Annotated in this window: 13 protein-coding genes, 3 tRNA genes, 2 pseudogenes and 1 riboswitch; of the genes and pseudogenes, 5 read left to right on the top strand and 13 right to left on the bottom strand. The window is 43.5% G+C overall.

From position 1 onward, the window contains the following. Positions 1–97: 97 nt before the first annotated feature. Positions 98–586: a chemotaxis protein CheW gene (locus JCM14374_RS05640; protein WP_054694609.1), complete on the bottom strand. Its 489-nt coding sequence runs from the start codon at positions 584–586 to the stop codon at positions 98–100. A gap of 32 nt (positions 587–618) precedes the next feature. Continuing rightward, positions 619–2,595, bottom strand: a complete 1,977-nt coding sequence (locus tag JCM14374_RS05645; RefSeq protein WP_242848858.1) for a chemotaxis protein CheA — start codon at positions 2,593–2,595, stop codon at positions 619–621. A 222-nt stretch (positions 2,596–2,817) separates the two neighbouring features. On the opposite strand from JCM14374_RS05645, the gene JCM14374_RS05650 reads away from it, so the two are divergent. Continuing rightward, positions 2,818–2,891 (top strand) — tRNA-Gln (locus JCM14374_RS05650). A gap of 3 nt (positions 2,892–2,894) precedes the next feature. After that, positions 2,895–2,970 (top strand) — tRNA-Glu (locus JCM14374_RS05655). Positions 2,971–3,169: 199 nt separating this feature from the next. Here the strand turns inward: JCM14374_RS05655 and fusA are convergent. From fusA to JCM14374_RS05670, 3 genes are all read right to left on the bottom strand, one after another. Next, positions 3,170–5,191: an elongation factor G gene (gene fusA, locus JCM14374_RS05660; protein WP_054694614.1), complete on the bottom strand. Its 2,022-nt coding sequence runs from the start codon at positions 5,189–5,191 to the stop codon at positions 3,170–3,172. A 161-nt stretch (positions 5,192–5,352) separates the two neighbouring features. Next, entirely contained in the window at positions 5,353–6,138 is a 786-nt protein-coding gene (locus JCM14374_RS05665) for an enoyl-CoA hydratase/isomerase family protein (protein ID WP_054694617.1), read from the bottom strand. Positions 6,139–6,185: 47 nt separating this feature from the next. Then, entirely contained in the window at positions 6,186–6,734 is a 549-nt protein-coding gene (locus tag JCM14374_RS05670) for a hydrolase (RefSeq protein ID WP_054694621.1), read from the bottom strand. Positions 6,735–6,978: 244 nt separating this feature from the next. On the opposite strand from JCM14374_RS05670, the gene JCM14374_RS05675 reads away from it, so the two are divergent. From JCM14374_RS05675 to JCM14374_RS13445, 3 genes are all read left to right on the top strand, one after another. Then, positions 6,979–7,065: transfer RNA gene (locus JCM14374_RS05675), tRNA-Leu, on the top strand. 173 nt (positions 7,066–7,238) lie between these two features. Continuing rightward, the gene (locus JCM14374_RS05680; protein WP_054694624.1) at positions 7,239–7,469 is read left to right on the top strand and encodes a hypothetical protein; all 231 of its coding nucleotides are present in this window, start codon (positions 7,239–7,241) and stop codon (positions 7,467–7,469) included. 62 nt (positions 7,470–7,531) lie between these two features. After that, positions 7,532–7,783: a hypothetical protein gene (locus JCM14374_RS13445; RefSeq protein ID WP_172674163.1), complete on the top strand. Its 252-nt coding sequence runs from the start codon at positions 7,532–7,534 to the stop codon at positions 7,781–7,783. A gap of 42 nt (positions 7,784–7,825) precedes the next feature. Here the strand turns inward: JCM14374_RS13445 and ribH are convergent. The 8 genes and pseudogenes from ribH to JCM14374_RS05725 form a co-directional block, all read right to left on the bottom strand. Beyond that, positions 7,826–8,289 (bottom strand): annotated as a pseudogene (gene ribH / locus JCM14374_RS05690) (6,7-dimethyl-8-ribityllumazine synthase). 14 nt (positions 8,290–8,303) lie between these two features. After that, positions 8,304–9,452, bottom strand: a pseudogene (locus JCM14374_RS05695) (bifunctional 3,4-dihydroxy-2-butanone-4-phosphate synthase/GTP cyclohydrolase II). Between the two features lie 60 nt (positions 9,453–9,512). Further along, the gene (locus tag JCM14374_RS05700; protein ID WP_054694879.1) at positions 9,513–10,160 is read right to left on the bottom strand and encodes a riboflavin synthase; all 648 of its coding nucleotides are present in this window, start codon (positions 10,158–10,160) and stop codon (positions 9,513–9,515) included. Positions 10,161–10,226: 66 nt separating this feature from the next. Beyond that, positions 10,227–11,375: a bifunctional diaminohydroxyphosphoribosylaminopyrimidine deaminase/5-amino-6-(5-phosphoribosylamino)uracil reductase RibD gene (gene ribD / locus JCM14374_RS05705; RefSeq protein WP_278279239.1), complete on the bottom strand. Its 1,149-nt coding sequence runs from the start codon at positions 11,373–11,375 to the stop codon at positions 10,227–10,229. Positions 11,376–11,449: 74 nt separating this feature from the next. Then, positions 11,450–11,567, bottom strand: a riboswitch (FMN riboswitch). Positions 11,568–11,667: 100 nt separating this feature from the next. Next, positions 11,668–11,907 (bottom strand): DUF896 domain-containing protein, encoded by a 240-nt coding sequence (locus JCM14374_RS05710; RefSeq protein ID WP_054694631.1) that lies wholly within the window; start codon positions 11,905–11,907, stop codon positions 11,668–11,670. Positions 11,908–12,001: 94 nt separating this feature from the next. Next, positions 12,002–12,655: a ribulose-phosphate 3-epimerase gene (gene rpe, locus JCM14374_RS05715; RefSeq protein ID WP_157048981.1), complete on the bottom strand. Its 654-nt coding sequence runs from the start codon at positions 12,653–12,655 to the stop codon at positions 12,002–12,004. Then, positions 12,643–13,524 (bottom strand): ribosome small subunit-dependent GTPase A, encoded by an 882-nt coding sequence (gene rsgA, locus JCM14374_RS05720; RefSeq protein WP_054694638.1) that lies wholly within the window; start codon positions 13,522–13,524, stop codon positions 12,643–12,645. The genes rpe and rsgA overlap by 13 nt, the downstream gene beginning before the upstream one ends. Positions 13,525–13,575: 51 nt before the next feature. Then, complete coding sequence (locus JCM14374_RS05725) at positions 13,576–15,318, bottom strand: protein kinase domain-containing protein (protein ID WP_054694641.1); 1,743 nt, start codon at positions 15,316–15,318, stop codon at positions 13,576–13,578. Positions 15,319–15,356 lie beyond the last annotated feature (38 nt).

Here is a 15,356-nt window from a genome sequence, read left to right on the forward strand (position 1 = left end):
AAACAAAGAAACTGAGCATCAGCTTGTTTCTGATTTTGAGTTTATAAAACCAATGCACTGAAAATCCTCTCCTCCCTCATCTCATTAACGATATACATTATTGCTGCTGAAAATCGGCATATTCACTGCTTTCAACAATACGTTCGCAATCCAGTAAGAGCTTGACTTCATTAGCACTTTTGCCAATGCCCTTGATGTATTTGTGAAAACTCTTATTTAAACGAGGCGGCGGTGATATTTCTTCATCGCTAATGCTGGTCACTTCACTGACGCTGTCTACAACCAAACCCACTGAAATATTATCTTTATCGACAACTATTACGCAGGTCCTATCATCGTAACTGCGCGCTTCCTTACCAAAACGCAGTCTGATGTCCATTACCGGAATTATTTTACCCCGAAGATTTATAACCCCTTTAATATATTCCGGTAAATCGGGTATGGGAGTTATGGATTGAATTCCTATTATCTCGGTAACAAATTTAATTTCAATGCCATATTCCTCTTTATCTACCATGAAGACCAGGTATTTGCCCTTCATAGTATCTTCAATATCAAGTTCATCTGGGTCCATAATATCTTGCATAATTGTCCTCCTTTCCTTGTCGTTTATATCCATTAAAGTTTACTGTGCAAGGATGCAATATCAATTACCAGGCTTATACTGCCATCCCCAAGCAACGTGCAGCCTCCAATACCCTTTAAATTGGTGTTTTGCATTTTAATAAGTTCAGGAAGGGGTTTAATTACTACCTGCTGCTGTCCCAGTAAACTGTCAGCTAATAGACAGATTCCCTTTGAATCATCCTCAACCAGAATTAATATGCCTTCCCCCGGATTAGTGGTGCTGGGCGCAAGTTTGTAGAACTCCTGTAATCTAATCAGGGGATAAAAAGTGCCGCGTATCATCACAATTTCATTACCTTCAGGGTCTTTCATTATTAACTGTTCCTGGCTGCAGAACGATTCTTTGATTAGGTTGACCGGAATAGTGAAAGTATTATTTCCTGCTCCGATAACCATGCCGTCAATTATAACCAGGGTAAGTGGGATTCTAAGAGAAATTAAGGTGCCTTGTCCGGGAATGCTGTCAATAACTACCGTTCCTCCCAGCTTCTCAAGGTTCTTTTTTACTACGTCCATGCCCACTCCCCGCCCGGAAAATTCATTTACTTCATCCTTGGTGGAAAAACCGGGCAACAGTATCATGGAATATATTTCCCTATCGCTTAATTGGTCGGGACTCTTGTTTAACAGGTTTTTTGCCCGGGCTTTATTAATGATTTTTTCTTTATTAAGGCCGCGGCCATCATCCTTTACAGAGATCCATACGTCTCCCCCGGCATTTCTGGCATCCAAAACAATTATTCCGGTTTCATCCTTGCCCGATTTTTTTCTTTCTTCCCTATCTTCAATACCATGATCTATAGAATTGCGAATAAGATGCATGAGGGGATCGGAGATTTGATCAATAATATTTTTATCTACTTCCGTTTCTTGCCCACTAATAACTAATTGAATATTTTTATCTAACTTATGGCTCATATCACGAACCAGGCGGTTCATTTTCTGAAAGGTTGCTGTCAATGGCACCATACGTATAGACATCACGGTATCCTGTAATTCACGGGTTATCTTGCGCAGATGCCGACTGGCCTTATTAAAGCTGTCCAGTTCCATTTCAGCCAATTCAGGATTTCGTGTGACCATAGCTTCAGCAATGACTAATTCGCCAACCAGATCCATTAATATATCAAGTTTAGTAACTCCCACACTGATCATGTTCTGTTTTCTCGTTGCTGGCGAAACATCATTTTTTATTGCCTGTTTGCTCCGGATATCATTATTCATTGGCATCCGGTCAGACCGCATCAAACTTTTTAATTGTTCTATATGCAATTCCTTTATAAATGCGGTTTGGACTATAAATGCTTCTAATTCCTCAAAATCCAGATATGAATCAAATTCTATTTGGAAACCGTATTCTTTAATATAAATTGAGGTTTTTTCATTATCAGCAATGTCAGATGGAAAGAATTCGATATTCACCGCTATTTCCTGTATACGGTGGACTAACAAAAACGCCCTGACATTCTCCATACCGCTATCCGTCTCAAAGAACACAACACATCTGTAACGCCCTTGCATTAAGATTCCCGAATCAGCATTTTGTTTAATGCTCTCTTGCAGAGCGGTATTCTGTGATATTTCTACATCTTTCTGTCTATTGGGAGATGGTATCTTTAATGATTGCAGGTACTCATGACATAATGAAATAATCTGATCAGCACTGTCTGCTTCATTGTGTCCATTTGCTAATGATTCCAATGATGATCGAAAATAATCAATTACCATAAACAAAAGATCGGCTAACCGGGTATAATCAAGCTGTTTGTGGTTTTCTTCCCGCAAGATAGAGAACAAGTCTTCAGCAGCATGTGCTAAAGAGGCCATATTAGAAAAATTCATAACTCCAGCATTACCCTTAATCGTATGCATAATCCTGAATATTTCATTTGTGTTAATATCCATTTTTTGTTCCATTCCTAAAATTATTGCTTCCAGTGATTCGATAAGCTGATTTGTTTCATATATGAATGCATCAAGAAAAAATCCGGATTATACTGACTGCAGATCTTTATCACCTCCTATCATGGAGATTACATGATAATACCAGGGGTCTTTATATTACCAATATATTCTATTTATGTTATTTGGTCCTATGTTTTGCCGGAGCTTCGTTAAAAAAGCTGTTCCAACCCTTTGACAATCAACAAAGCCTATATTATAATGATTTCTGCGTGGAATGCGTTACGCAGCCGATTGGTGTAACGGTAGCACAACTGACTCTGGATCAGTTTGTCAGGGTTCGAATCCTTGATCGGCTGCCATATGGCCCCATCGTCTAGAGGCCTAGGATGCCGCCCTCTCACGGCGGAGACAGGGGTTCGATTCCCCTTGGGGCTACCAGCATATCCGAATTATGGGCTTTATGCCGTTGTTTTGTATATAACTCTTTTCTGGTCGCCATTACGGATATAGTTATACTCCTTTGGGGCTACCAGTGGAAAATTAAAAGGAGAAGGTTTTTGAAGCCTTCTCCTTTTTTAGGTTTCTATAACATAAAAAAACCACCCGCAATGAACGAGTGGTTCAGATATTTATTCTATTATCCTGCCAGGCCGCTCTCTTCGTAATGGGAAAACTCCATATTAAACCCGGCCCTCCCCTGGGTTAGTGAACGCAGTACGGTTGAATAGCCGAACAACTCCGCCAGTGGCACACAGCCTTTGATAACCTGTGTATTGTTGTATAGTTCCATAGATTCAAGACGTCCGCGGCGGTTACTGATATTATTTATAATGCTGCCGGTGTATTCTTCAGGCGAACTAATCTCCAGCTTCATTATAGGTTCCAGAATCCGCGGGGCTGCCTTTTTTAAACATTCCTTGGTTGCCATCATAGCGGCAGTACGAAAAGCCAGTTCTGATGAATCGACTTCATGGAAAGAACCATCTAACAGAATAGCCCTTACATTAACTACTGGATAACCCTTTAATATGCCTTCTTCCAGCCCCTGTTTTATACCTGCCTCTATGGCCGGGAAATACTCTCTGGGGATGGCCCCGCCTGTCACCCGGTTTACGAATTCAAAGCCCTCGCCTTCCTCCAGGCGCAGGACTACATGAGCAAATTGTCCGCGGCCTCCGGTTTGTTTAACATAGCGGTAATTCTGTTCCGCAGCACGGGTAATAGTCTCGCGGTAAGCTACCTCGGGTTCGCCTATATTAAAGTTTAGATTAAATTCCCGGGTCAGTCTTTCCGCCACTATCTCCAGATGCAGCTCACCCATACCGGAAATAAGAGTCTGCCCGGTTTCCTTATTGAAACTCATTTTAAATGTCGGGTCTTCAGCTGCAATTCGGGCCAGGGCTTCAGAAATTTTATCCTGATCCGACTTGTTTTGGGGTTTTATTGCAACCTGAATAACCGGTTCCGGAAAATCTATAGATTCCATTAGTAAAACCCGGTTTTCACTGCACAGGGTGTCTCCGGTCTGGGAATGCTTTAAACCGATTATGGCCACGATATCTCCCGCCTGCACCTGATTGATCTCCTCGCGGTGGTTAGCGTGCATTTTAAGCAGACGGCCAATACGTTCTTTTTTGTCCCTGCTGCTGTTATAGATATTGCTGCCCGATTTAATGGTACCGGAATATACACGGGCAAAAGCCAGTTTACCCACATGCCGGTCACTTACTATTTTAAAGATTAAAGCGCAGAATTCATCTTCAACATCAGGTCTTACTTCTACAATAGTCTCATCCAATTCGAGTTTGGCCTGCACCGCATCTACATCAAGAGGTGAAGGCAGGTAATCAGTAACCGCGTCTAAGAGTGATTGCACACCTATATTGCGGTACGAACTGCCGCATGATACCGGTACCAGATTGTTGTTCAGGGTATTTTCCCGTACAGCCTTTTTCAGAATTTCTGCAGGAACAGTTTCCTCTGCAAAATACATTTCCAGTATCTCATCATTGAATTCGGCCAGTTTTTCTACCATTACCTGACGCCACTCACGAGCTGTCTGCTGATAAACAGGCGGTATATCTCCTTCACGAACTTCCCTGCCATGTTGGCCGGTAAAGTTTAAATAGTTCATATTTATTAGATCTATTATGCCCACAAAGTTTTCTTTTTCATAAACCGGCATCTGCAGAACCAGCGGGATGGCGCCCAGTTGATTTTTAATCTGTTCTACTACCCGAAAAAAGTCTGCTCCAACAGCATCCATTTTATTAATATAGGCAATCCTGGGGATTCTGTATTTGTCGGCTTGCCGCCAAACAGTCTCTGATTGCGGTTCAACCCCGCCGCGTCCGCAGAATATTACGACCGCGCCATCAAGAATCCTCAGGCTTCTCTCTACCTCGGCAGTAAAGTCTATGTGACCGGGCGTATCGATTATGTTTATATCATAGCCATTCCAGGTACACCTGGTAGCGGCAGAAGTCACGGTGATGCCGCGCTCCTTTTCCCAGGCTAGAAAATCCATCACGCTTTCGCCGTCATGGGTTTCACCGATTTTATGGGTTAAACCGGTATAATACAATATTCGTTCGGTGGTGGTGGTTTTGCCCGCGTCGATATGGGCAATAATACCAATGTTTCGCAGGTTCTGCAGCATTATTCTAATTTCACTCCTTAAAAATCCAAAAAATAAGCGGCATAACCACTGGAATGCCGCACTATATGACTATCCTGGCCTTCTTAATCGGATGCTAACTTATAGTAAGCCCAAGTAAGAATTTTACACGCTCTATATTTATTTGTCAAATGAAATAAAAATTATTCCCCTTTAAATTCTGGCTTGCGTTTCTCAAAGAAAGCCTTGATGGCTTCGTTTTGATCATACGTTCCGCAGCAGAAGGTAGATTGGGCTTGTTCAAAAAGCAGCCCTGCCGCGACGCTGCTCTCAGCCGCCAGGTTAATCCCCTTTTTAGCAAAACGAACCGCCGCTGGAGGTAATCCGGCAATTCGCTTGGCCATTTTTAGAGCACGTTCCATTAACTGTTCACGAGGTACTACAATTTCCACCATGCCCATGCGCAGTGCTTCCTGCGCATCTACTTCTTCACATCCAATAATCATGCGCTTGGCCTGCCCTGGCCCAATCAGGTGCGTCAAACGAGTGGTTCCGCCCATATCAGGAGATAGGCCAAACCTGACTTCCGGAATGGCCATACGGGTATCTTCAGCCGCAATCCTTATGTCACACCCCAGGATTAATTCCATAGCCGAACCATAACACAAGCCATGTACGGCTGCAATAACGGGGATGGCCCATTCCTGCCAGCGGCTGTACACCCGCTGCAGCCAGGTCAGTTTATCCATAATAAAGCGAGAATCCACATCATTTACTAGTATATGCAGGTCAATACCGGCAGAAAAATGATCGCCATTGGCATTAATAATTATGGCACGCAAGTCCTTATCCTTCTCAATAACTCCTTGAACTTCGTCTAGCTCTTCCAGGAGCTGCCAGTTTACCAGATTGTAATTTTCCGGGTGGTTTAGAGTTATAATCCCAATACTGCCTTCTTTTTTAAACAAAAGCCAATCACCATACGACATAACCGCTTCCCCCTTAAATACTTCTCTATCTAGTTATTGTATATCTGCTATTTTACCAACGGCGATATGGCTTTAAACTCCGGAGTGCCGGCGCACTTCAGAAGATCAAAAACCACTGTCTCCGTATTAGTAACCACAGCACCCAGATCTCTCATCAGTTCCAGCCCGTTGTGATAATTTTCATCAAAACGGGAACAAACCGCATCATTAACAACTTGCACCTTATAGCCCGCTTCTACCAAATCCCGAACGGTTTGGAACACACAAACATGAGTTTCGGTGCCTGCGACAATATATGTCTGGCGTTTAATGTCAGTTAAAACCTTAAACAATTCATCAATACAGGCTGAAAATTGTACTTTTTCAAAATAATAATAATCTTTCAGTTCATCCTTTATCTCCGGTACGGTAGCTCCTAGGCCGCGAGGATATTGTTCTGTTACTATCACCGGAATGTTAAATTGTTTTGCTGTTGCTATCAGCAGCTTGGTGTTGTTAATCACCCTTTCCCGGTCTTTCATGGCCTTAAGCAGTCTTTCCTGGAGATCGATTATGACGAGTACTGCATCTTCGGCGATTACCTTGAATTTATTCACTTGGCCTAATTCTCCCTTCTGTCAGCTTTGAAAGTATTGTACCATTAAGAGCAACAAATAATAAACAGATAATATTACTAAATATAAAATTACTTTTACGCATATTATTATAACAAACTTGTTTAAATAATAATAATTATTATTTGCAGAGGTAATTTTTCATGCCTAGTATAAATACAAACCGGGCAGGCCTTGACATCTATGCCTGCCTTATACTATAATCTATTTCGCTGAGAGATTTTATGCGGTAGTGGCGGAATCGGCAGACGCGCTAGATTCAGGATCTAGTCTGTGTACGCAGGTGGAGGTTCAAGTCCTCTCTACCGCACCATAGAAAAAACGGGAGGTTGAAGCCTCCCTTTTATATTTTCTGGAGAAGAATGGATTAATTTTATCCAAAGTGCCGATCACTTTTTACCATGCATTAACGATTGTAAAAAGCCCAAGAAAAACCTAGAATTTGAGTATAATGAACTGCAAATAATGTTGAAAGCAGGGTGAGTTATGAAAAAACGCGATTACTTAATTATAATGGCAATTTTCGCTACGGTTTCACTAACCGGGCTTTGGGTAGCCAGGAACAGTACCCGCGTCCAGATTATATACCCTAAAGAAAGCCCAATCCTTTTAGAAAAAGACTTCACCGTCCATATTAATGATGGACATGTATCTATTGGCAAGACCAGTATGGAAGAAGTAATGTCTCTTCTGCCGGTGGTAAAACCCTGGGTATGAGCACCGTTTACAAAACTAGCAGCCCCGAATGCATCTTTACCTTTAATGGTGACAGGACAATATTGAAAAAAATCCATATTCCTAATAATCAAGTATGTACAAACCGAGGTATTAAAGTGGGAGATCCCTTGCAAAAGGTAACTGAGGCCTATGGCCCCAATTATATTTACAGCGGCAAAGGCAGGCAGCTTAAAGATTTTGAAGCTATATACAGCGCAGACAAGAAGCGCAGTATCATTCTTCAAATACGTGATTCAAAAGTGAACCAGATTGTTTTAGTGGAAGAAATGTGGCCTGAAAAAAATAAGCCATAAAGTTGAGGGGACAGGCGGACTGTCCCCTTGTCCCACCTTCTCTTAAAACTCTCCCAGCAGGTTTATCATTTCTATGGCCGTAAGTGCTGCATCCACACCCTTGTTGCCCGCTTTAGTGCCGGCTCTTTCGATGGCCTGTTCTATGGTATCAGCGGTTACCACGCCATATATAACCGGTATGCCGCTGTTAAGGCTCACCTGGGCAATACCTTTTGTTACTTCAGCAGCCACATACTCAAAATGCGGAGTAGCCCCTCTAATAACCGCTCCCAGACAGATTACTGCGTCGTAGCCTTTGCTCGTCATTTTCTGCGCGGCCAGGGGCATTTCAAACGCACCGGGAACCCAGGCCACATCGATATTATCCTCGCTTACATTATGTCTGATTAGAGCATCCATGCAACCAGACAGAAGTTTGCTGGTAATGAATTCATTAAACTTGATACGATAATGCCAATGCGTTGCTTCTCGCCAGTAAGTTTTCCCTGGAATGTTTTTCCCATCATTATTTACCTCCATTTTATATATTGGCCAGCATGTGACCCATTTTTTCCTTTTTGGTTTGTAGGTAACGCTGGTTTTCCGCCTGGCAGGATATTTCAATCGGTACCCGTTCCACTACCTCTAATCCGTATCCCTCCAGACCGTGCAGCTTTTTGGGGTTGTTGGTCATCATGCGCATCTTTTTTACCCCCAAATCAACCAGTATTTGCGCGCCGATACCGTAATCCCGCAAATCAGCAGGAAAGCCTAACTCCAGGTTTGCTTCCACCGTATCCCGGCCGTGATCCTGCAGCTTGTAAGCTCTTATCTTGTTGCAGAGCCCTATCCCCCGTCCTTCCTGCCGCATATAAAGCAGTACTCCCCTGCCTTCCTGTTCTATCATCTCCAAGGCTGCAGCCAGCTGATCCCCGCAGTCGCAGCGCCTGGAACCCAGAACATCACCAGTCAGGCATTCTGAATGAACCCTTACCAAAACCGGTTCATCTTCATCCCATTCGCCTTTAACCAGGGCCAGGTGTTCTTTGTTATCCAGTATGGATTGATAAGCAACGACCTGGAATTCACCAAACTTTGTAGGAAGTTTTGGCATCCGCCACCCGGTTAATCATTTTTTCACGACGGCGGCGGTATTCTATCAGATCGGCAACCGAAACAATTTTCATATTATGGACTTTGGCAAATTCCAATAATTCCGGAAGCCTGGCCATGCTACCGTCAGGATTCATTATTTCGCAAATAACTGCCGCCGGATATAACCCTGCCATTTTGCACAGATCTATCGAGCCTTCAGTATGCCCGGTGCGTCTTAAAACCCCGCCGGGCTTGTAGCGCAAAGGGAATATATGGCCTGGTTTTCGGAAATCCTCAGGCTTGGCGTTTGGATCGATCAAAGCCCGCACTGTATCCGCCCGTTCAAAAGCTGATATACCCGTACTGGTGGTTTTATAGTCTACCGAAACCGTAAAGGCTGTTTCATGATTATCGGTATTGTCCATAACCATAGGTTTGATGTTCAGTTCATCCAGCGTTCGCCCAGCATAGGCACACATACTAAACCTCGGGCATGGGTTACCATGAAATTAATTACTTCTGGAGTAGCCTTTTCGGAGGCTATTATTATATCTCCCTCATTCTCCCGGTCCTCATCATCCACCAGGATGAGCATTTTCCCTTCACGGATATCATTTATTGCTTCTTTAATACTATCAAACAATTAATACCCTCCTTACAGAAACCCGTTTTCAGCTAAGAATTCAAGGCTTACCGGGTTCCTGGTTTTTTGCTCTGAACTAAACAATAGTTTTTCAATATATCGTCCTAGTATGTCGGTTTCCAGGTTGACTAAATCACCTGCTTTCTTATTTCCGAGTATGGTTTGGGCTGACGTATGAGGGATCAGGGAAACTGTAAAGCTATCTTCAAATACATCCACCACAGTGAGACTGGTCCCGTCAATAGATACGGAACCCTTGGGAACAATGTATTTCATAAGATTAAGCGGGGCAGATATGCGAAAAATAGTTGAAATGTCAAGCATATTCTTCTCCATGACTTTTCCAATCCCATCGACATGCCCCTGCATAATATGCCCTCCCAGCCTGTCACTCAAACGCAAAGCACGTTCGATATTAACCAGGCTGCCGGGATTTAAACCGGCCAGAGTAGTCTTAAGCATGGTTTCCGGCATAACATCGGCAACAAAATGCTGGCGGTCAAAGTCTATTACTGTAAGACATACTCCATTTACAGCCATGCTGTCACCTATTTTTAGATCCTGTACTACCAATGAGGCCTGTACGTCAATCTGAGCTGACTTTCCACCTTTGCGAATATGCCTGACCTGTCCTATTTCTTCAACTATACCCGTAAAAATCGTTATCACCCGCCTTAAAGGTAAAGTTCAAAATTAATAGCTTAGATAACATAAAGGTTTATTATTTTAATCTGTGTCCATCTGTGGTAATTCGTTCCTAAAATACCCGCTGATAAGAATGTCTTTTTCAAAGAAGCGGTATTCTATATCGCACAGCATGACCGCATCATTCATAAATTCTACGCCCCTGCCGCCGACCGGGCTGGGAGCCTTGTTCCCGCCTGCAATTTTGGGAGCTACAAAGGCCAGATATTTATCAGCCAGTTTATTTTCAATAAGATTAGCATTAATCTGTGCTCCTCCTTCGACCAGGAGGCTTAATATCCCTCTATGCCCCAATTCATCCAAAACCTTGTCCAGAGGAATCATATCAGTATTGGTTTCTAAACATATCACTTCGGCCCCGGCCTGCCTAATCTCTTCCGCTTTTGCAGTGCTTGCTCCCGTTCCGCAAAAAATAATCGTAGCCTGGCTTTGACTGCTCTGTATGATCTTACTGTTCAATGGTATTTGCAAGCATCTGTCGATAATAACCCGAAGCGGATCACGTGTATCATCTGTATCCAACCGGGTATTAAGTTGAGGATCGTCCTTTAATACGCTGCCTATCCCCAGCATAATAGCATCATAAATATTTCTCAGTTCATGAACATGGCGCCTGGAATCTTCACCGCTGACCCAGCGCGAATCACCACTTGAAGCAGCTATTTTCCCATCCAGGGTCATGGCTGTTTTTACAGTTACAAAGGGTCTGCCGGTTCTGATATATTTAAAAAAGAACTCGTTAAGTTTTTGGGCCTCGTTCTGCAATATACCTGTCTTAACCTCAATACCAGCCTTTTGCAAAATCTTTATTCCCCGGCCCATTACCCTGGGATTAGGATCAACCGTGGCAATCACCGCGCGTTTTATCCCGGCTTTAACCAGAGCATCGGCACATGGTGGTGTACGACCATAATGGCTGCAAGGTTCAAGGCTTACATATACATCGGAGCCGCGAGCTGCTTCTCCCGCTTCGCGAAGAGCATGTATTTCAGCATGGGGAGTACCGGCCTGGCGGTGATATCCTTCGCCCACTATGATACCATCCTTGACTATTACCGCACCTACCACCGGGTTGGGACTGGTCCTTCCCATAGCCATAGCAGCCAGTTCCAGGGCTCTTTGCATGTATCTGCTATCCTCTTCCGTAATAATCCCCCGTCTCAGAAACACAAAAAACCCGATTTTTCCTCGGGTCAAATGGACACAAAGAGCAAATACAGGAGACAATAAACATGCTCCCGCCTGCCTTTCTCCTCCCATCCAGACTTTTACTGTCGGCCCCGGAGTTTCACCGGATCATGCCCCGAAGAGCTAGCGGGCTTTACCGCCGATAGGGAATTCCACCCATCCCCGAAGAAAGCTGTGTTATGTGATTTTAATATATACTAGCATGGTGATATTGCCGGGTCAAGTATTGTACCTTTATTTAGCGTTCAGTGCTGTATCCATAATCTAATTAGTTTTAGTGTTTATGTGTCTCATTATGATGGTGTTCACAACAGCCATCATGGCAGTGATGCGAATGTTGATTGCCCGGTTTAAAACCTGCAGCCTCCAATTGTTCAGTAACCTGCCGGCGAATTGTTGACAGATATACACTATATAGTTTCTTCTGTTCAACAAGTTCATCCGGAGTTAACCCATGGTTTTTCTTCTTTCTGGCCAGTTCATTTATTCGTTGTATTAGTTCATCTGTAATCAATGTTTCACCTCAATCAGAAAAAACTCGCCTTCCGTGCAAGCAGCGGTAGCGTTTTAGCACAGCCAATCGAATTACTCTTTGGAAAAGCTCACGGTTACAGCTGCTGCAATAACCTGACTCTGTCTGCAGGATCAGGGGCTTTGAATATGTATGAACCTGCCACCAGAACATTACAGCCTGCCTGTACTACCGCACGGCCCGTTTCAGCATTAATCCCTCCGTCTACTTCCAGGAAGGCCTTGCTGCCTAAAGCGTCCAGGCGGGATTTAATACTTGCTATCTTCTGCAGGCTGCCTGGTATAAATTTCTGTCCGCCGAAACCCGGATTCACACTCATAACCAGAATCAGATCCAGTTCTGTCAGTACATATTCCAATACTGATTCAGGTGTAGCAGGATTGATAGCTGCTCCGGCTCTGGCACCCAATTCCCTGATCATGTTCAGAGTACGATGCAGATGAGGACAGGTTTCGCTGTGTACAGTAATTAAATCCGCACCAGCTTCAATAAAGGCGGGAATAAGCTTCTCAGGAGATTCAATCATTAAATGCACATCGAGAAATAGACTGGTTTCTCTACGAATATCAGCAACAACCTGCGGTCCAATGGTGAGATTGGGCACAAAATGGCCGTCCATTACATCTATATGCAGCCATTCAGCTCCAGCCGCAGCTACTTTCTTTATATCTTCTCCCAAACAGGAAAAATTAGCCGATAAAATAGATGGAGCAATAATCAACGATAGCACCTCTCATTTTTCATGACTTCTTCCAACAAGACCAGGTAATTCTGATAACGAAAATCAGCTATCTGTCCAGCCTCTACGGCTCTCTTTACTCCGCAATCATTCTCCCGGTGGTGCAAACAATCCATAAAACGGCATCCTGTTCTATGGTCTTGAAAATCGGGATAATAGTCAGATAGTTCACGGCTTTCCACTCCCGGTAAATCAAGAATTGTAAAACCGGGGGAATCGGCAATCAATCCTCCGCAAGGAAGAGCGAATAATTCCACATGACGAGTAGTATGTTTACCACGGCCAATTTTTTCACTTATTTCACCGGTGCGGGTTTTCACACCCAGCAGGCGGTTGATTAAGCTGGATTTTCCGCTGCCTGATGGTCCTGCCAAAACCGCCGTCCGTCCTGCAGCCAAATCCAGTATTTTTTCGATGCCAATATCCTGAGTAACCGAAGTAGATATCAAATCAAAACCTGCTGAAGGATAATATTCACGCAGGCGCACCGTATTCCTGTCTTCTTTTAAATCACATTTATTCAGCACGATACAGGGAACGATATTATGATATAAAACTAAAAAGAGAAGTCGGTCAAGCAAAGCGAGGCTAGGCGCGGGCCGGTCATGGGCCATAACAATAAATACCATATCAACATTAGCGATTTTTGGCCGGTACAATTGATTTAAACGGGGCTGAATACTCTCAATTACACCCTGGCCTTCTTCAGTGGCGGTGAATAAAACGCGATCCCCCACAAGGATCTGATCCTTTATTTTGCCGCGCAGCTTGCATTCATAAAGCACTCCAGGCTGGTCTTTTACATAATAGAAGCCCCCGTATAGTTTTAGAACCAGACCTTCAGAAGTCTCAGCCTTCATATTCTTCCTCCCGGCTCATTGACTCCTCCTTTTAAATAAACAGGATTTAATTTATAAAGTAAAGGTCTTGTAAGTGCGGCCATTTAGCTGCACTTCCGCAGTTCCTTTTCCATAATAACTTGCCACCACGGTAATCGAATCACCGGCTTCGTGCAGTTCGTTATAAATGCTGCGGCTGCCTTTTGCATCGCGAATTATGATTACCACTTTATAATAGTCATTATCTTCAGGCAGTTGAAATTCAAGAGTCTTGGTCTGGGCAACCGGGCCAGGACCTTTGCTTATTACCAGGTTGATAGTAGTCTGTTCCTCTACCATTACACCAGCAGCTACATCCTGTGCCATTACCTGGTTGTTGTAGTATTCGTTGCTTTCCTGCCTGGTGGCATCGCCCAGAACCAGCTTGTTCTCTTCTAATTTTCTGCGGGCCGCCTCCAGGTTTAACCCTAGTAAATCAGGCATAGCTACCTTTTGCGGAGTAGGTCCTTTGCTGACCATTAAGTCAACGGAATCTCCCTTATCCGCCATTTGTCCTGCCAGGGGAGACTGAGATATAACATGGTCCTTTTCATATTTATCATCGTATATTTGATCAATACTGCCAACAATCAAACCGCTGTTCTGAATTCGAATTTCTGCAGTATCCTTAGATAAACCTACTATTGAAGGAACCTTAACTTGCTGCGACCCCTTACTGAGAATAACATTTATTACCCGGTCCTCCTTAACCTTTTGTCCTGCCTGCGGTGTTTGCGATATTATGGTGTCCTTTTCGTATTCATCACTATAATCATAGCCATGAACATTCATACTCAGGTTTACGTCTTTAAGCTGCTGATTGGCTTCAACAATATTCAGTCCTTGAATATTGGGTACCACTACTTCTTCGCCAAAAAAACTATCGCCCATAATATAAAAAATACCTGAGAATAAACCCAATAAGATAATAAGGCTTACAACCATCACGTTTCCATGTTTTTTCTTCGTCGGCGCATATTCGTCACCTTCATTAGAAATAGATGGCATAATAATGGTTTTGCCCCTTTCATGACGGCCATTATAATTACCTTTCTCCAGTTCAATGGCCAGAAGAGAATTGCGCATCTGTTCCGCACTGGCATAACGGCGGGACGGTACCTTATCCATAGCATGCAGAACAATATTTTCCAGGTTCGGTGGTATACGGTTATTAATGCTGCGCGGCGGGGCAGGATCATCGTGGATGTGTTTTAATGCCACAGTAATAGGACTCTCGGCATCAAAGGGGACTATACCCGTCAGCATTTCATAAAGCACACAACCCAGAGAATAGATGTCAGAAGCCCGAGTTACCGGCTCTCCGCGGGCTTGTTCAGGAGAAATATAATGCACTGATCCGACCATACTCTTACCAAAGGTTATAGTTTTAGTGCTGATAGCCTGAGCTATGCCGAAGTCCGCTACTTTAACAATACCGGTATTGGTCAGCAATATATTATGTGGTTTGATATCACGATGAATAATACCCCTTTCGTGGGCATGATGAATGCCGTCACATATCATAATGGAGATATTAACGGCCATTTCTAAACTAAGAGGCGCCTGTTCTGCAATAACTTCTTTTAATGTACGGCCTTCCACATACTCCATTACAATGTAGTATGTGTCGATTTCCTGGCCGACATCAAAAATATTCACTATGTTAGGATGTGATAACCGGGCTGCTGCCTGAGCTTCAGTCTTGAATTTTTCTACAAAACCTGGGGATTCCACATATTCCGGTTTTAATATCTTGATAGCAACTACCCGGTCCAAGATTCGGCATCTGGCTTTATAGACCAGAGCATACCGCC

This window comes from Syntrophomonas palmitatica JCM 14374, from assembly GCF_001311885.1.
Lineage (GTDB): Bacteria > Bacillota > Syntrophomonadia > Syntrophomonadales > Syntrophomonadaceae > Syntrophomonas_A > Syntrophomonas_A palmitatica.